General features: G+C 74.1%; 19 protein-coding genes. 10 read left to right on the top strand and 9 right to left on the bottom strand.

The features are described from left to right. Positions 1-8: 8 nt before the first annotated feature. On the bottom strand, positions 9-1481 hold the full coding sequence (locus tag CKY47_RS15315; protein ID WP_306746468.1) for a proline-rich domain-containing protein: 1473 nt from the start codon (positions 1479-1481) through the stop codon (positions 9-11). After that, complete coding sequence (locus CKY47_RS15310; RefSeq protein ID WP_306746467.1) at positions 1478-1933, bottom strand: hypothetical protein; 456 nt, start codon at positions 1931-1933, stop codon at positions 1478-1480. The genes CKY47_RS15315 and CKY47_RS15310 overlap by 4 nt, the downstream gene beginning before the upstream one ends. Before the next feature lie 36 nt (positions 1934-1969). Between CKY47_RS15310 and CKY47_RS15305 the strand changes: the two genes are divergently transcribed. Both CKY47_RS15305 and CKY47_RS15300 read left to right on the top strand, forming a co-directional pair. Further along, positions 1970-2707, top strand: coding sequence for an SIR2 family NAD-dependent protein deacylase (locus CKY47_RS15305; RefSeq protein WP_306746466.1), 738 nt, complete (start codon positions 1970-1972; stop codon positions 2705-2707). A 401-nt stretch (positions 2708-3108) separates the two neighbouring features. Then, the gene (locus CKY47_RS15300; protein ID WP_306746465.1) at positions 3109-4416 is read left to right on the top strand and encodes an NlpC/P60 family protein; all 1308 of its coding nucleotides are present in this window, start codon (positions 3109-3111) and stop codon (positions 4414-4416) included. A 22-nt stretch (positions 4417-4438) separates the two neighbouring features. Here CKY47_RS15300 and CKY47_RS15295 read toward each other — a convergent pair whose 3' ends face one another. Genes CKY47_RS15295 through CKY47_RS15285 form a run of 3 tightly spaced genes read right to left on the bottom strand, consistent with a single transcriptional unit; the run spans position 4439 to position 6815 of the window. Then, positions 4439-5002, bottom strand: coding sequence for a TetR/AcrR family transcriptional regulator (locus CKY47_RS15295; RefSeq protein ID WP_306746464.1), 564 nt, complete (start codon positions 5000-5002; stop codon positions 4439-4441). After that, entirely contained in the window at positions 4995-5831 is an 837-nt protein-coding gene (locus CKY47_RS15290) for an alpha/beta fold hydrolase (protein ID WP_306746463.1), read from the bottom strand. The genes CKY47_RS15295 and CKY47_RS15290 overlap by 8 nt, the downstream gene beginning before the upstream one ends. 48 nt (positions 5832-5879) lie before the next feature. Then, positions 5880-6815 carry an ion transporter gene (locus CKY47_RS15285; protein WP_306746462.1) on the bottom strand — a complete coding sequence of 312 codons (936 nt, stop codon included), beginning with the start codon at positions 6813-6815 and terminating at the stop codon, positions 5880-5882. A 109-nt stretch (positions 6816-6924) separates the two neighbouring features. Here CKY47_RS15285 and CKY47_RS15280 point away from each other — a divergent pair, with 109 nt between their 5' ends. The 6 genes from CKY47_RS15280 (at position 6925) to CKY47_RS15255 (ending at position 11682) form a co-directional block, all read left to right on the top strand. Then, positions 6925-7176 carry a hypothetical protein gene (locus CKY47_RS15280; RefSeq protein ID WP_306746461.1) on the top strand — a complete coding sequence of 84 codons (252 nt, stop codon included), beginning with the start codon at positions 6925-6927 and terminating at the stop codon, positions 7174-7176. Positions 7177-7356: 180 nt separating this feature from the next. Further along, on the top strand, positions 7357-8103 hold the full coding sequence (locus CKY47_RS15275) for an MHYT domain-containing protein (protein ID WP_306746460.1): 747 nt from the start codon (positions 7357-7359) through the stop codon (positions 8101-8103). A 17-nt stretch (positions 8104-8120) separates the two neighbouring features. Further along, a complete protein-coding gene (gene mobA, locus CKY47_RS15270; RefSeq protein ID WP_306746459.1) occupies positions 8121-8660 on the top strand; it encodes a molybdenum cofactor guanylyltransferase in 540 nt (179 codons plus the stop codon). 72 nt (positions 8661-8732) lie between these two features. After that, complete coding sequence (locus CKY47_RS15265) at positions 8733-9764, top strand: AAA family ATPase (protein ID WP_306746458.1); 1032 nt, start codon at positions 8733-8735, stop codon at positions 9762-9764. A 71-nt stretch (positions 9765-9835) separates the two neighbouring features. Then, complete coding sequence (locus CKY47_RS15260) at positions 9836-10717, top strand: DUF58 domain-containing protein (protein WP_306746812.1); 882 nt, start codon at positions 9836-9838, stop codon at positions 10715-10717. Further along, a complete protein-coding gene (locus CKY47_RS15255; RefSeq protein ID WP_306746457.1) occupies positions 10717-11682 on the top strand; it encodes a VWA domain-containing protein in 966 nt (321 codons plus the stop codon). The genes CKY47_RS15260 and CKY47_RS15255 overlap by 1 nt, the downstream gene beginning before the upstream one ends. Before the next feature lie 40 nt (positions 11683-11722). On the opposite strand, the gene CKY47_RS15250 is transcribed toward CKY47_RS15255, so the two are convergent. The 3 genes from CKY47_RS15250 to CKY47_RS15240 are packed head-to-tail and all read right to left on the bottom strand — an operon-like array spanning position 11723 to position 14655. After that, positions 11723-12631 carry a TAXI family TRAP transporter solute-binding subunit gene (locus CKY47_RS15250; RefSeq protein ID WP_306746456.1) on the bottom strand — a complete coding sequence of 303 codons (909 nt, stop codon included), beginning with the start codon at positions 12629-12631 and terminating at the stop codon, positions 11723-11725. Next, positions 12628-13995: a HAMP domain-containing sensor histidine kinase gene (locus CKY47_RS15245; RefSeq protein ID WP_306746455.1), complete on the bottom strand. Its 1368-nt coding sequence runs from the start codon at positions 13993-13995 to the stop codon at positions 12628-12630. The genes CKY47_RS15250 and CKY47_RS15245 overlap by 4 nt, the downstream gene beginning before the upstream one ends. Further along, positions 13996-14655, bottom strand: coding sequence for a response regulator transcription factor (locus tag CKY47_RS15240; protein ID WP_306746454.1), 660 nt, complete (start codon positions 14653-14655; stop codon positions 13996-13998). It lies immediately after the preceding gene. A 62-nt stretch (positions 14656-14717) separates the two neighbouring features. Here CKY47_RS15240 and CKY47_RS15235 point away from each other — a divergent pair, with 62 nt between their 5' ends. Next, the gene (locus CKY47_RS15235) at positions 14718-15437 is read left to right on the top strand and encodes a GAF and ANTAR domain-containing protein (RefSeq protein WP_306746811.1); all 720 of its coding nucleotides are present in this window, start codon (positions 14718-14720) and stop codon (positions 15435-15437) included. Positions 15438-15577: 140 nt separating this feature from the next. Continuing rightward, positions 15578-16291, top strand: a complete 714-nt coding sequence (locus tag CKY47_RS15230; protein ID WP_306746453.1) for a hypothetical protein — start codon at positions 15578-15580, stop codon at positions 16289-16291. A gap of 52 nt (positions 16292-16343) precedes the next feature. Here CKY47_RS15230 and CKY47_RS15225 read toward each other — a convergent pair. Next, positions 16344-16644, bottom strand: a 301-nt coding sequence (locus tag CKY47_RS15225) for a hypothetical protein (protein ID WP_306746452.1), incomplete at its 5' end; no start/stop codon positions are given.

Here is a 16644-nt window from a genome sequence, read left to right as displayed (position 1 = left end):
GTGCGGTGCTACTTGACCGCCTTCAGCAGCTCGTCCAGGTCCTTGGGCTCCAGACCGCGCATCAGCGTCAGGAAGATCTCGCTGTAGGTGCGGAACGGGCTGACGTACCACTTGCCGTCCACCTCGGTGGCGACCACGCCGACGCCGTCCTTGAGCACCTGCGCGCCCACCCGCCCGATGACGTCGATCGCCGCCGCCGGGACGTTGCGCCCGGCCTGCTGCTCCACCAGCTGCGTGATCTCGTCCGCGCACAGCCGCTGCGTCTGGCCCTCGGCCTTGGCCGTGTAGCAGTCGCCGTCACGGGTGATCTCGCCACGCTCGCCCTTGACCTCCAGCACGAGCCTGCGGACGGTCACCTGCACGCCGCCGGTGACGTCCCTGGTGTCCGTCTCCAGCTCGACGAGCTTCGCGCCGCTCGCGGCCGTCTTGCCGACCTGGTCGAGGATGACCGGGCCGAGGTCCTGGAGCACGCCCATCTCGTCCGGCGGCAGCAGCGCGATGACACCCTCGACGTCGGCGTCGAGCGCCTTCTCCACGAACTGCTTCGCGGCGTCGCCCGCCGAACCCGCGCCGGCGGGCGCGATGCCCTGGGCGGGCCACTTCAGGCCCTCTTCCTCCAGCGCGGCGTGCGCGATCGTGTAGAAGAGGCTCGGGTACCACTCGTCGCCGACCTTGATGGTCGCGATGCCGATCGGCTTGCCCTTGCGCTCGTCCTTCACCTTGGCGAAGTCCAGCGTCTCGGTCTGCGGCGCGGCCCGGTCCAGCTCCGCGCCCAGCGCGTCGACCAGCTTGTCCGTCAACGGGATCTGCTTGACGTCCGAGGTGATCGTGATCTTGCCCTCGACCACCTTGTTGATCGTCAGGTGGTCGTTGACCTTCTCCGCGGCGGCCTCGTCGAACTTGATGCCCTCGCTCTTGATCTCGACGCCGGTGAGCTTGTTCGGGTCGGCGTCCTTCTTCAGGATCTCCAGCCGCTTGGCCTCGCTGACGGTGGCCTCGGTGTAGTCCTTGCTCAACGCCGCCTCGGCGGGCGCCAGGCCGTTCATGATGCCCAGCACGTCACCGCTGCCCAGTGCGCTGAGCAGGTTGTTCGCCGCGGTGGAGGGGTTCTCCGAGCCCGCCGCGACGTCGTCGGAGCTGCGCAGCGCCCACACCGTGCCGACCGTGCCCGCGGCGAGCACGAGGACGGCGACGACCGCGGTCACGACCAGGCCGGTGCGCTTCTTCTTCGGCGGCTCGCCGCCGTAGCCGACCGGCGGCTGGCCGTAGCCCTGCTGCGGGAAGCCCTGCTGGGGGAAACCCTGCTGCGGGAAGCCCTGCGGGCCGGTCTGCGGGTAGCCGCCCTGCTGGAACTGGGGACCCGCCTGCTGGTAGCCGGGCTGCTGCTGCGGGTAGCCGCCCTGCTGGTACCCGGGCTGCTGGGGCTGGCCGTAGGGGTTGTTCTGCGGCGGCCACTCGCCGCCGCCACCTGGGTGGGTCACGGAGATCCTCCTGGACTGCTGTTCGCTGTGCGGGTTTTCGCGGTGAGCACGGTGATCGCCCCTGCGACCCCCAGCACGGCACCACCGAGGGTCACCACCGGTCCGGTCGTGCTGATGCCGATCAGTGCCGCCCCGTCGCCCCCTTGGACGGCGGCAAGAGCCGCCACCGTTCCCGTGATCGTGCCAAAAATCAGCGCGAGGCAGGCACCGATTCGGGGAAAGCGCATCACCCAGAGGGCCATCGCGCACACCGCCAAGGGGATCAGCCCCACCCACAGACCCCGCACGAGCTCACCCGGCACGCCGTCCAACCCCGCGAAACCACGGAGCGCGAGCACCTCGTAACTGGTCCTGCGGACCGTCCCGGAGCGCAGCCAGGGCAGGAAAGTCCCCACCACGGCTGTGACCAAACCGACAGATCCGAGCCCGACACCCGTCCACGTCCTGCGCACCGCGACATGCTCGCAGGCGTGTGGCACCGTGGTGGCATGGGCGCACGGGACGTGATGGCCGTCGCACGGCGGATCACCGTGCTCACCGGCGCGGGGGTGTCGTTCCCGTCGGGCGTGGCGCGGTTCGCGTTCGCCGCCTCGCCGTACCTCGCCTCCGCGGCGGCGCGGCGCTCGGCGTGGCGGTCCTGGCTGGACGATCCGATGTGGAGCGCGGAACCCAACGCCGCGCACACCGCCCTGGCGGAGTTGGAGCGCACCGGGCGGGTGCGGTCGCTGCTGACGCAGAACGTCGACGGGCTGCACCAGCGGGCCGGCTCGACCGCGGTCGTGGAACTGCACGGGTCGATGGCGCGCGTGGTCTGCGCGTCGTGCGGCGCCGCCGCGCCGGTGGCCGACGCCCTGGCGCAGGTGCGCGCCGGAGCCCCGTACCCGGTGTGCGCGGGCTGCGGCGGCGTGCGGCGGCCCGCGGTGGTGGCGTTCGGCGAACCCGTGCCCGAGCCGGTGCTGCGCGAGGCCCGGACCGCCGTGCTGGACTGCGACGCGCTGCTCGCGGTCGGGACGTCGCTGACCGTGTCGCCCGCCTCGGACCTCGTCGGGCTGGCGGTGCGGGCGGGTGCGGCCGTGGTGGTGGTGAACCCCGGCCCCACGCCGTACGACGGGGTGGCGGCGGCCGTGGTGCGCGCCCCGGCGGAGGAGGCGCTGCCGGAACTGGTGGCCGTGCCGGTCACCGCGAGCGGGCCGGTGCGCACGTGGGGCGACCCGAGCACCTGGTGAGGTGCCGCCGGCGGTGTGGAACGCGGTCCTCGACGCCGTCCGGGACCGGGACGGCGAGGAGCCGCCCCTGCCCACGTTCAACCGCACCCGACCGGGTGATGACGACCTCGACCCGGAGGAGCGCGCCCGCACGCTGTCGAGGGCAACCGGAGGTCACCGAGGCCGTCCCGCGCACCGCGACCGGCGAGGTGCGGGAGTTCGCGCTGCGCGCGCCCTGGCGGGCGGACCGGAGCCGCGGGGTCGACTGGGCCCCGGCCGGTCAAACCCCGTGTGACCCGTGTGGCTGATGGTGCGCCCGGGCCGAGTGGTGACACCGCCCGGGTGGTGGCATCGTTCCGTCACGTGATCGCGCACCGCCGAACGGCGCAACGCGATGGGTCGGACGGCGGAAGGCGGGTGTCGTGACTCGGTGGCTGGTCCCTGTTGTGCTCGCGCTGGCCTCCGTCGTCGGCCTGGCCGGGGCGGCGGTGGCCGTGCCGCCGCCCCCACCCAACCCCAGTGACGCCGAGATCAGCGCGAGCCGCCGCGACGCCGACGCCAAAGCGGCCCGCGTGGGCGAGCTGACGGGTCGGCTCGCCCACGCGGAGGCCAGGCTCCGGCAGCTGGACGACGACGTCGCGCACGCCATGGAGCTGGCGAACAAGGCGCGCGTCGACCTGGAGGCCGCGCGCACCGAGGCGGACGAGGCCCGGCGGGAGGCGGACGCGGCGCGCGTCGAGGCCGACGCCGCCGCCCGGGCGGTCGAGGACGCCCGCGCCGCGCTCGACGAGTTCGCCGCCGCCAGCTACTTCCAGGGCAGCACCGTCGGCTCCGTCTCGGCGTACTTCGGCGCGACGAGCCCCGAGGACCTGCTCGCCCGCGCCCAGTTGCTGGAGGCCGTCGGCGCGTCGGGCCTCGACGCGCTGGACGACGTCGAGCGCGCCCGCGCCGAGAAGGGCAACAAGGACTCCGCCGCCCGCGCCGCGCTCGACCTGGCCGACCGGAAGCAGGCCGACGCCGCCCGGGCCGAGCGCGACGCCGACGACGCCCGCGCCACCGCCGTGCGGGCGCAGCAGGGCCAGGCCGCCGCCGCGCAGGCCATCCAGGACGACCGCACGCGCGTCCAGGGCGAGCTGGACCAGGCGCTCGGCGCCGTGGAGGGCCTGGAGGGGCAGCGCGAACGGTACGACCGGTGGCTCGACGACAAGCGCCGCGAGGACGAGGAGGCCGCCCGCCGGGCGGCGCTGGCCGCCGCGCCGCCGCCGCAGGCCCCGGCGGTCCGGCCGCAACCCGTCGTGACCGCGCCCGTCGGCGGCGGCGTGGAAACCGTCGTGGCGCGGGCGATGCGGCACCTGGGCGTGCGCTACTCGTGGGGCGGCGGAAACTACGACGGCCCCACGGTCGGCATCCGGGACTGGGGTGTCGGCGACTCGCACGGCGACTACTACAGCGTCGGCTTCGACTGCTCCGGCCTGATGATGTACGCGTTCGCGGGCGTCGGCGTCTACCTGCCGCACTACAGCGGATACCAGTACAACGCGGGCCGCAAGGTGCCGCTGTCCCAGGCGCGGCGCGGTGACATGCTGTTCTGGGGACCGGGCGGCGGTACGCACGTGGCGCTCTACCTCGGCGGCGGCATGATGGTCGAGGCCCCGTACTCCGGGTCGGTCGTCCGCGTCGCCCCGGTCCGCTACGGCGGCATCATGCCGTTCGCCACGCGCCTGCTCTGACCCGGCGCCGCGCCCGGCGGGATCAGGTGCGGGGGAGGGGCGTCCGCAGCCCGCTGACCACCATGTGCACCAGCAGTTCGTAGGTCTCGTCCAGGTCCTCGGGCAGCTGGAACGCGTTCGCCGCCTCCAACAGGGCGAAACCGTGCACCGCCGCCCGCAGGCAGCGGACCGCGTGGACGGTCGCGGAATCCTCCATGCCGTACGCGCGCAGGGCGGCCAGCATGACGGCGACCAGTCGCTCGCCGGCCCGCGCCACGACCGGTTCGGGGGCCTGGACGAGCGCCGAGTAGCGGTGCGGGTGCGCCACGGCGTACTCGCGCCAGGCCAGCATGAGCGCGCGGACCGCCTCGTCGGCGGACCGGCCGAGCACCGCCGCGCCGATCCGCTCGGCCAGTTCGTCCATGATCCGCACCGACATGAGCGCGCGCAGCTCGGCCAGGTTGCGGACGTGCTTGTAGAGCGACGGCGTGGCCACGCCCGCGCGGGACGCCACCGCCGCCAGGGTCGCCGCGGCGGGCCCCTCCTCGTCGACCAGGCGCAGCGCGACGTCGACCAGGGCGTCCGCGGACAGCGCCGCCCTAGCCACGGGCACCCGCCTTGAGGAAGGCCAGGACCAACGAGGTCACCTCGGTCGGGAACTGCACGTGCGGGTAGTGCCCCGCCCCCTCGACCACCTCGACCCGGCCCAGCCCCGGTGGCATGGCCGCCACGACGCCCTCGCCCTCGGCCCGGGGGTCGGTCCAGTCGGGGTCGAGCGAGCCCTCGACGACCAGCGCGGGGCAGCGGATGTCGCCCAGCCGGGCGCCCGCGTCGGTGGGCGGGGACATGCCCATGCGGCCGAGCACCGCCATCCGGCCGGGCCTGCGCAGGTCGGCGTCCAGCGCGGCGACGTGCTCGGCGAAGCCGGCGGGCCGGGCGCCGGGGTAGGCGTGGTCGAGGTAGCGCTTCCACAGCCCCGCGCTGCGGAACACCCCGGCGCCCATGAGCAGCGCCATGCCCTTGCGGTAGCGGGCGTCGGTCAGCAGGCCGCGGAAGTCCACCTCCTGCGCGCGGGTGAACGGGCTGATCTGGACGACGGCGCTGACCGCCCCGGGGTCCACCGCCGCCGCGATGGCGACCGAGCCGCCGGTGAACGAGTGGCCGACGAGGACCGCCGGGCCGCCCAGGTGCCGGACGACGGCGAGCAGGTCGGTCGCCGAGTCGGTGCGGGTGTAGGAGGCCCAGCCGGTGCTGGACTCGCCGTGGCCCCGCTGGTCCACCGAGGCCGCGCGGTACCCGTTGTCGGCCAGTCGGGCGGCGACCTCGCGGTAGGCGGCGCGGTTGTCGCCCATGCCGTGGGCCAGCACGACCAGCGGCCCCTCGCCGACCACGTCGTAGGCGAGCCGTCCTCCGTCGAGCTCCAGGAACTCGGTCATGTCGACCCCTTCGGTCAGCTAATGTTGATAGCCTGAAAGCTAATGGCATTAGCCGACTGTGTCAAACCGGCTCGCGGTGGGACGGGGGTGGGGATCAGCGGTCGGCGGGCTCCAGGCGCAGGGCGCGGACCTCCTCGCGCAGCGCCCTGATCTCGTCGGCCGGCGCCGCGTCGCGGTCCGGCACGGAGGGGGGCGGGTGCGGAGGGATCGGGTGCGGAGGGGGGCGGGTGCGGAGGGTTCGGGCTCCATCGCGCTGCACACCACGGCGATGAACAGGTTCAGCATGGTGAACGTGCCGACCAGCAGGTAGACCACGAAGAACAACCACGCCAGCGGTTGGGTGACCATCAGGTCGCGCATCATGTCCGACCAGCCGTCGCCCGTGGTGATCTGGAACAGGGTGAGCACGGTCGAGCCCAGGTCCGCGAAGCGCGCGTCACCGCTGGAGCGGAACAGGTTGATGGCGACCACGCTGCCCGCGTACAGCACGAGCAGCAGCAGGCCCGTCAGCGACAGCAGGCCCGGGATCGACCTCACCAGCGCGCTCACCACGCGCCGCATGCTGGGAACCATCGAGACCAGCCGCAGGGCGCGCAGGATGCGCAGCGACCGCACCACGGACAGCGGACCCGCGGCGGGTAGCGGCGAGACGCCGACGACGACCAGGTCGAAGCAGTTCCACGGGTCGCGGAAGAACGCCAGGCGGTGCGCGTAGAGCCGGGCGGCCAGTTCGACGACGAAGATCGCCGGCGCGACGTTGTCCACAGCGGACAGCAACCCGCCGAACGCCGCGACCGCGGCGGACGACGTCTCGCAGCCGAGGGTGATCGCGTTCACCACGATGACGCCGATGACGAAGCGCTGGAAGCGCTTGCCCTCCACGACGTCGCGGACGCGGTCGCGCAGCACCATGCCGGACCCCTTCGCGCACCAGGGGATGTCGGCCACATCGGCGTACCGGTGGTCCCGCTTGAGTCGGCTCACCCGGTCGGGTCTGAATTCGTCCACCGAGGACAGTCCTGTCGGGACACTGCGTGGCCCGGGCGTCCACGAGCCTCCGCGGTGGGCGTCCCGGCGCGCCTGCGCGGTACCCGTGGAGGGTTCGGCGCACCGGCGGGGCGACCCGGTCGTCCGCGACCTCGGCGACGACCCGGACGTCGGCGGGCTGGTGGTGGCCGCGCTCGACGTCACCGGCTGGGCGGAGACGGCCACCGGGCTGGGCAGGCCCGACGCCGATGTGCTGACCGGCCTGGCGAGGCCGCACGCGTGCAACCGGGTCGTGGGCCGGTGGGCGTCACCCGTCCCGCACCACGCCGGGGCGCGCCCGGTCGACCACGCGTCGTAACGGAGTAAGTGGGTCACCTGCATGAGGTCTCGTTAGGCCAAATGTCACAGAAAATACTACTCACAGTAGAAAACAGAGGTGAAATAGTGTCGAATCGGTGAACTCGATCGGCAGGCTATGGAGAATGCGGTGACAGCGGGTTAGTAAGGGGTACCTCGACCTTGGATCGGTGCCGCTCCCGTGAACCACGAACTCATGCACTCCTCCGGTGACGTCTCCACGCTCGTCATCGCCTACGTCGTCGCCGTCATCGGCTCCCTGATCGGCCTGGCCTGCATGGCCCGCGCCCGCGCCGAGACCCAGCGGTCGGCCAAGGTCCGCTGGACGGTGTTCGGCGCCCTCGCCATCGGCGGCATCGGCATCTGGCTCATGCACTTCATCGCGATGCTCGGCTTCGACGTGCCCGGCGCCACCGTCAAGTACTCCGCACCGCTGACCGCGCTGTCCGCCGTCGTGGCCGTCGCCGTGGTCGGCCTCGGGCTGTCACTGGTCACGCTGGTCCGCTTCACCCGGATGCGGCTGCTCCTCGCGGGTGCCCTGGCCGGCCTCGGCGTGGCGGGCATGCACTACCTCGGCATGTCGGCCATCCGCTTCAAGGGCGAGATCGGCTACGACCCGGCGCTGGTCGCCGCCTCCTGCGCGATCGCCGTCGTCGCGGCGACCGCCGCGTTCTGGTTCACCCTCGTCGTCAAGACCACGCAGGCCACCGCCGCGGCCGGCCTGATCATGGGCGTCGCGGTCACCGGCATGCACTACACCGGCATGGCCGCGGTGAGCGTCACCAGCGACCCGGCCCTGCCCGCGCCGCAGGGCACCACCGTGTTCGACCTGGTGTTCCCGGTGTTCGTGATCAGCGGCCTGATCGTGGCCGCGCTGCTGTGGATGCTGTTCACCTCCTCCGAGGAGGCCGTGGGCGAGCCCGCCTGACCGGTACCGTGGGGCCCGTGTGGTCGGCGGTGGTGCTCGCGGGTGGGCGGGGCAGCAGGCTCGGCGGCGTCGACAAGGCGTCGGTCGTGGTCGACGGCCGCCCGCTGCTCGGCCACGTGCTCGACGCCGTGGCGGGCGCCGCGGAGACCGTGGTCGTCGGACCGCCCCGGGACGTCCCCGGCCTGGACCTCTCGGGCGTGCGGTGGGCGCGCGAGGAACCACCCGGCGGCGGACCGCTGGCCGGCCTCGCCGCGGGCCTGGCGCGCGTCACCTCGGACGTCGTGGTCGTGCTCGCGGTCGACCAGCCCGGCCTCACCCGCTCCACAGTGGACCGGCTCAGGTCCGCCGTGGACGCCGGCGCCGGCGCGGTCCTCGTCGACGGCGCCGGTCGGGCGCAGTGGCTCACCGGCGCGTGGCGCGCGGACCTGCTGCGCGCGGCCCTGCCCACCGACCCGCACGGCGCCTCGATGCGCTCCGCGCTCGACCGGCTGGACCCCGTCCGCGTCCCCGCGCTGCCCGGCGAGGCGCGCGACGTGGACACGCCCGCCGACCTGTAGACCCTTTACAAGGTCCATACCGCCGGCAGGGGAGACTGGGAACAGTCGCACAACCCTGTTCGAGGAGGACCTTTGTCCGAGCCCGCCGCCGAGGCGCCCCACACGCCGGCTCGTGACGCCCAGTTGCTCGAACGCACCGTGTTCGAGGTCAAGAGGGTGATCGTCGGTCAGGACCGGCTGGTCGAGCGGATGCTCGTCGGCCTGCTCGCCAAGGGCCACCTGCTGCTGGAGGGCGTGCCCGGCGTGGCCAAGACGCTGGCCGTGGAGACCTTCGCCAACGTCGTCGGCGGCTCGTTCTCGCGCGTCCAGTTCACCCCCGACCTGGTGCCCGCCGACATCCTCGGCACCCGCATCTACCGCCAGGGCAGCGAGACCTTCGACGTCGAACTGGGTCCGGTCGTGGCGAACTTCGTGCTCGCCGACGAGATCAACCGCGCGCCGGCCAAGGTGCAGTCCGCGATGCTGGAGGTCATGGCCGAGCGGCACGTGTCCATCGGCGGCAAGACGTTCCCGATGCCCACCCCGTTCCTCGTGCTGGCCACCCAGAACCCGATCGAGAACGAGGGCGTCTACCCGCTGCCCGAGGCCCAGCGCGACCGGTTCCTTTTCAAGATCCAGGTCGAGTACCCGACGGCCGAGGAGGAGCGGGAGATCGTCTACCGGATGGGCGTCGAGCCGCCGGTGCCCGCCCAGGTCCTCGGCCCGGACGAGCTGGTCCGACTCCAGGGCGTGGCCTCCCGCGTGTTCGTGCACCACGCGCTGGTCGACTACGTCGTGCGGCTCGTCATCGCCACCCGCGCGCCCAAGGAGCACCAGCTCACCGACGTGGCCGGGTGGGTCGCCTACGGCGCCTCGCCGCGCGCCAGCCTCGGCATCATCGCCGCCGCCCGCGCCCTCGCGCTGGTGCGCGGCCGCGACTACGTGCTGCCGCAGGACGTCGTGGACGTCGTGCCCGACGTGCTGCGCCACCGCCTCGTGCTGTCCTACGACGCGCTGGCCGACGGCGTGCCGCTGGACCACATCATCACGCGCGTGCTCCAGACCGTGCCGCTGCCGCAGGTCTCCGCCCGCCCGTCGGCGCCGCAGCCCGCGGGCAGGCCGTGACCGAGACCACCGGCGACGACACCGCCGGCGACCGCCCGAGCTGGGCGCCGCCGGTCCTGCACGGCGGCCGCATGGAGGCGGCGCTGCGCACGCTCGAACTGGAGGTCCGCCGCAGGCTCGACGGCCTGCTCCAGGGCAACCACCTGGGCCTGGTCCCCGGACCGGGCTCCGAGCCCGGCGAGGCGCGGCCCTACCAGCCCGGAGACGACGTGCGGCGGATGGACTGGGCGGTCACCGCCCGCACCACCGTGCCGCACATCCGGGAGACCGTGGCCGACCGCGAGCTGGAGACGTGGCTCGCGATCGACCTCTCGCCCAGCCTCGACTTCGGCACGGCGGTGTGCGAGAAGCGCGACCTGGTGGTCGCCGCCACCGCCGCCGTGGCGCACCTCACGCGCGGCGGCGGCAACCGGATCGGCGCGCTGGTGTCCACCGGCGAACAGCTGGTCCGGGTGCCCGCCCGCGGCGGCCTCGCGCACTCGCGCGGCCTCATCCGCAAGGTCGCCGAGACCCCGCGCGCCCCCGAGGGCACCCGCGGCTCGCTGGCCGAGGTGGTCGAGCAGCTGCGCCGCCCGCCCCGCCGCCGCGGCCTGGTCGTGGTGATCTCCGACTTCCTCGGCGGCCACGAGTGGCAGCGTCCCCTCAAGGCGCTGTCCGCCCGGCACGACCTGGTCGCCATCGAGGTCGTCGACCCCCGCGACGTCGACCTGCCCGAGGTGGGCACGGTCGTGCTGGCCGACCCCGAGTCGGGCCGCCAGCGCGAGGTCGTCGCCTCGCCGCTGCTGCGCCGCGAGTTCGCCGCCGCGGCGGCCGAGCACCGCGCCGGGGTCGCCGCCGCCCTGCGCCAGGCGGGCGCGGGCCACCTCGTGCTGCGCACCGACTCCGACTGGATCGCCGACACCGTGCGCTTCGTGGTCGCCCGCAAGCGGCGCTGGTCGGGAGGGGTGGCCTGATGAGCCTGACCGGGTTCGCCGCGCCGTGGTGGTTCCTGCTGCTGATCGCGGTCGCCGCGGTCGCCGCGCTGTACGTCGTGCTCCAGCGCGTGCTGCGCAAGCGGACGCTGCGCTTCGCCAACCTGCCGATGCTGGAGAAGGTCGCCCCGAAGCGGCAGGGCTGGTACAAGCACGTACCGCCCGCGCTGCTGCTGGTCGCGTTCATCCTGCTGACCGTGGCGCTGGCCGGGCCGACCGCCGAGCAGAAGGTGCCGCGCAACCGCGCCACCGTGATGCTGGTCATCGACACCTCGCTGTCGATGAAGGCCACCGACGTCAAGCCGTCCCGCCTGGAGGCCGCGCAGGTGGCGGCCAAGTCGTTCGCCGACGGCCTCACCCCCGGCATCAACCTGGGCCTGATCTCGTTCGCCGGGTCGGCCACCGTGCTGGTCGCGCCGACCACCGACCGGAGCGCGGTCACGTCCAGCATCGACGGGCTCAAGCTCGCCCAGTCGACCGCCACCGGTGACGCCATCGTGGCGGCCCTCGCGGCGATCGACTCGTTCGGCAAGGTCGTCGGCGGCGCGGACGGCCCACCGCCGGCGCGCGTCGTGCTGATGACCGACGGCAAGGAGACCGTCGGCACGCGCAAGGCGTTCGACGCGGCCGAGGACGCCAAGAAGGTGGGCATCCCCATCTCCACCATCTCGTTCGGCACCGAGGAGGGCGTCGTCGAGATCGAGGGGCGGCGCCAGGACGTGCCGGTGGACGACGACTCCATGAAGGAGATCGCGAAGCTCTCCGGCGGCGAGTTCTTCAAGGCGGCCAGCGCCGAGGAGCTGCGGCGCGTCTACGAGACGCTCGGCGAGCAGATCGGCTACGAGAAGAAGCAGACCGACGCGTCCCGGCCGTGGGTCGCGCTGGGCACCGTGCTGGGCCTGCTGGCCGTGGCGGGCGCCCTGGTCTTCGGTCAGCGGCTGCCCTGACCGCGCGGGGGCGTGCCGCCCGGCACGCCCCCGCGCCGCGTCAGCCGTGCAGGTCCCGGTAGACGGCCGCCGCGCCGGGGTGCAGGGGCACGCCGACCGTGCCGATGAGGCTGCGCGCGTCGAGGAACTGGGTGCCCAGCGTCTGCTCCGGCACCAGGGCGGCGGCGCGCGAGACGAGGGTGCGGGTGATCGCGGCGGCCACCACGTCGTCCAGCGGCGCCCGGCACACCAACAGGTTCGCCACCCCGATCGTGGGCACCTCGCGCGCCGCGCCGTACACGCCCACCGGGACCGGCACCTGGTCGTACACCGAGCCGTGCGCCTCCCGCAGGCCCGGCACCAGTTCGGCCAGCGGCAGCAGCCGGATGCGGGACAGGTCCCGGAGCCGGGGCGTGGGCACGCCGCCCGACCACAGCACCGCGTCGATCCGCCCGTCGGCCAGCGCCTCCGCCGCGTCGCCCAACCTGTGGTGCACCACCCGCACCGACCCGCGCAGGCCCAGGGCGTCGAGCATCCGCCAGCCCGTCAGCGACGCGCCGGAGCCCGCCGCGCCCAGTGACACGGTCCGCCCGGCGAGGTCCGCGGCGACCCGCGCCGGGTCGTCCTCCCGCACCACCAGCTGGAGGTAGTTCTCGTAGACGCGGCCGAGCGCGCGCAGCTCCAGGGCCGGGTCGGCGACGTGGGCGGCGTCGGCCAGGGTCAGCGCCACCCGCGCCCGGCCGTCCGCGAGCAGGTCCAGGTTCGCCAGGCTGCCCTCGGTCTCCAGCACCCGGCCGCGCACCCCGGTCAGCTGGGCGACGAGCAGCGTGGCGAAGTCGAAGTACATGCCGCCGCGCTCGCCGCCGGCGATCACCACCTCCGGGGACGGCGCGCCCCCCGTGCACCCGGCCGCGCCGCCGGCCGCGAGCAGACCCAGCAGGAACGCCCGCCGGCCCACCCCGGCCGTCACAGCGCCGGCTCCAGCGGCAGGGTCACCCGGGCGGTGAGGCCGGTCGCGCCGCCGTCGCCCGACGACAGCGCCAGCACACCGCCCCGGGCCCGCACCAGCTGGTCGGCGATCGCCAGGCCCAACCCCGTGCCGGGCTGGTCGGACGGGCCGCGCCAGAACCGCCCGGTGGCCAGCACCAGCTCCTCCGGCGTCATCCCCGGCCCGTCGTCGCGCACCTCGACCCACCCCGTCCCGGCGGCGCGGTCCGCGCCCAGCGACACCCGTACCCCGCCCCCGTACTTCACCGCGTTGTCCAGCAGCACGTCCAGCACCTGCGCCAGGTCGGACTCCGGGCAGCGCACCAGCACCGGCAGCGCGGGTGTCGAGGGCACCGGCACCTGCCAGAACCCGGCCCGGTCCACCGCCACCGCGCCCACGTCGGCCAGTTCCGGCTCGCGCCCGCCCGCCGCCACCTCCGTCGCCGTGCTCTCCGCCGCGGCCAGCGCGAGCAGGCCGCCCAGCAGCGACTCCAGCCGCTCGATCTCGGTGACGCTCGCGGTGTAGGCGTCCACGCCGCCCGGCCGCACCTGGCCGCCCAGCGCGTCCATCCGCAGCCGCAGCGCCGCCATCGGGTTGCGCAGTTGGTGCGAGGCGTCCGCGACGAGCCTGCGCTGCTGGTCGGCGGCCTCGGTGACCGCGTCGGACATCCGGTTGAACGACTCCGACAGCTCCCGCACCTCCGGCGGCCCGCTGCTGCCCGGCACGTGCGCCCGCCGCTCGCCCGCGGCCACCGCGCGCACCCCGACCGCCAACTCCGCCATCGGCTTGAGCAGCCACCGCGCCACCACCTGCACCAGCAGGACCGACACGACCGCCGCGGCCAGCGCGCCGCCGAGCACCCACAGCCACCGCGTCGTCACGTCCGCCGCCGCGCGGTCCACGGACGCCCGCAGCACGACCGCGCCCGCCACCCTCGTGCCGGTGCCGACGGGGCGCGCGAACACCACGTGCCCGGACGACCAGGGCGTCAGCGTCGGCACGGACGGCGCGGGCTGGTTGCGCAGCGCCGCGTCCAGGGCCTGCGCGAACAGCGGGTCCCCGGCCGACGTCCCGGCTTGCGCGACCGGTCGGCGCCCCGCGTCGACCACCACCACGGGCTCGCCGTACAGCGCGACGTACGCCCGCACCTCGTCCTCCAGCGCCGCGTCGTCGCCGGTCGTCGCCGCGTGCTGGGCGAGCACGGCGAACCGGTCCAGGTCGGCGGTGCGGCTGAGCACGAACCGCTGCGTGCGCTCGGCGGACGTGGTGGTCAGCAGGGGCACCGCGAACCCGGCTACGGCGGCGGCCGAGAACAGCAGCAGCACCAGCAGCAGGCGGCGGCGCACCTACTCGCCCAACCGGTAGCCGAAGCCGCGGATCGTGGTCAGCAGGCCGGGGCGGGCCAGCTTCGCCCGCAAGCCCGCCACGTGCACGTCCAGCGACCGCGACACGGCCAGGTACGCGTCACCCCACACCTCGTCCATGACCTGCTGGCGGCTCACCGCCGTGCCCGCCCGCCCGGCCAGTGCGGCCAGCACGTCGAACTCCTTCGTGGTCAGCGCGACCTCGACGCCGCCGACCACCACCCGCCTGGCCTCCAGGTCCACCTCCACGTCGCCCACCCGCACCGCGCGGTCCCCGGGACCGGTGCGCGCCGCGCTGCGCCGCGCCACCGCGTCCATCCGGGCCAGCAGCTCGCCCAGGCGCACCGGCTTGACCAGGTAGTCGTCCGCGCCCAGGCGCAGGCCGCGCACGATCGACCGCTCGTCGCCGCGCGCGGTGAGCACCAGCACGGGCACCGGTGAGATCCGGCGCACCTTGCGCAGCACCTCCAGGCCGTCCACGTCGGGCAGGCCGAGGTCGAGCAGCAGCAGGTCGAAACCCCGGTGGGCGAGCAGGGCGTCCGCGCCCCGCGCCACCCGGCTGGGGCGGTGCCCGTTGTCCACCAAGGCCGCCACGAGCGCCCCGGCGACCCCGTCGTCGTCCTCGACGAGCAGCACGCGCACCGCGTCACCTCCTTCGGTTGCGGCGATTATGGTCCGCCGGGTGTAAAAAATGGGACGTGAGCATGCAGGAGCACGTCCCGGCCGGCCAACTGGACGAGGCGACCGAGGCGCTGGAGGAGTTGGCCGGTGTGCTGGCCGACGACCAGTCGATGGAGGACGCGCTCCGGCAGTTGGCCGAGTCGGTGTCCCGCGTCATCCCGGACGCGGAGGACGTCTCGGTGACCGTGGTGACCCCCGAGGGCGCGTCCACGGCCGCGGCGACCGACGAGAGGGTCGTCGCGATCGACACCGACCAGTACGCGGCGGGCAACGGGCCGTGCCTGGAGGCCGCGCGCACCCGCAGACCCGTGCGGGCCACCCGCGAGGACGGTCGGCGGAGGTGGCCGGAGTTCGCCCGAGCCGCGGAGCGTGCCGACGTGTGCGCCTACCTGTCCGCACCGCTCGTCATCGACGACGACGTGATCGGCTCGCTCAACCTCTACAGTTCGAGGGAGAGCGCCTTCGACCCGTTCGACGAGGCCCTGCTCCGGTTGTTCACCACCGCCGCGTCCACCACCATCACCGGCTTCCGCCGCTACGACCGGTCGCGCGCGCTCATCCGGCACCTCCAGACGGCGCTGGGGTCGCGCGCCGAGATCGACCAGGCCAAGGGCGTGCTCATGGCCGCGCACGGCATCGGCGACAGCGAGGCGTTCGCCCGGCTCGTCGCCGAGTCGCAGCGGCACAACACCAAGCTGCGCGACGTCGCCCGCAACCTGCTGGCGTCCGTGCGCCGCCCCTGATTTGTCACGCGGCTGACAAAAGGACAATGCGCTTTTCGGTTTTCGACAACAGCCGTGAATCGGGCGTTTCATGATCTTCTCGTGCTGGTTACAGTGTCTGCGGAAAGGCGTTTTCGCCCATTGCCGGCCCGAGGAGGAGCATGCGCAAGAACCGTGTCGCCCTGGTGGGTTGCGCCGCCGTGGCCACCGCCGCGCTTTCCGCGTGCACCGGTGAGCCGACGCCCACGATGAGGACGTTCGACACGCCGCAGGCGCTGGGCGAGGCCAGCAAGGTCGCCGCCGAGGCCAAGGGCTGGGTCACCGTCGACCTGGACCTCGCCACCAACGGCAGGGGCAGTTGCGGGCTGCGCACCGACGACTTCGCGGCCTCCTGCCGGATCTCCATCGCGGACGCCGAGGAGGTCGCGTACGTGATGGTGCCGGAGGGCATCTTCGTGCGCATCCCGGAGGGCCGGGCGCCGCAGCCGGACAAGCCGTGGCTCAAGCTCGACCCGGACGACCCGGACAACGCGCTGGGGCAGGCGATGGCGGGCGTGGCCGTGCACATCCGCGACACCGCCGACATCCGCAAGGCGCTGCCGGAGGGCGCGGAGATCGTGGCGAAGGCGGAGGAGGAGGTGTCCGGCAGGAAGACCGTCCGGTACACCGCCCACGTGACCGTCGACGGCCGCGCCTCGGTGCTCACGCTGTGGGTGGACGACCACGACCTGCCGGTGAGGACCGAGGTGAGCACGCCGGTCGAGGGTGGGAACGCGGTGAACGTCGTGGCGGACTACCGCGACTGGGGCGCGCCGGTCGACATCACGCCGCCCACGCCGGAGCAGATCGGCGAGTTGCCGTCCCTGTCCGGTTAGCGGACCCGCGCGGAGGGGCCGGTCCGCGGACCGGCCCCTCCGCGCGTCCGGATCAGGTGCGGCGGCGCGTGTGGCGCAGGTGGAGCAGGGCGCCCGCGCCCAGGGCGAGCAGGCCGCCGCCGAGGACCAGGGGTCCGCGGACCGACGTGCCGGTGTAGGCGAGCTTGCCGCCGCCGCCCGGCGCGGGCGGGGGTGCGACCGGCTCGGTCGTCGTGGTCGTGGTGCTGCTGGTCGGCGACGTGGTGGTGGTCGTCGGGTCGGTGGTGGTGGTCGGCGACGTGGTGGTCGTCGCCCCACCGGTGGTCGTCGTGGTGACGCCCGACGTCGTGGTGGTCGTGGTGGTGGTCGTCGGC

It is taken from the genome of Saccharothrix longispora, assembly GCF_030852425.1.
Lineage (GTDB): Bacteria > Actinomycetota > Actinomycetes > Mycobacteriales > Pseudonocardiaceae > Actinosynnema > Actinosynnema longispora.
Note: the sequence above shows the minus strand (reverse complement) of the source record. Positions and strands in the feature narration are given on the sequence as shown.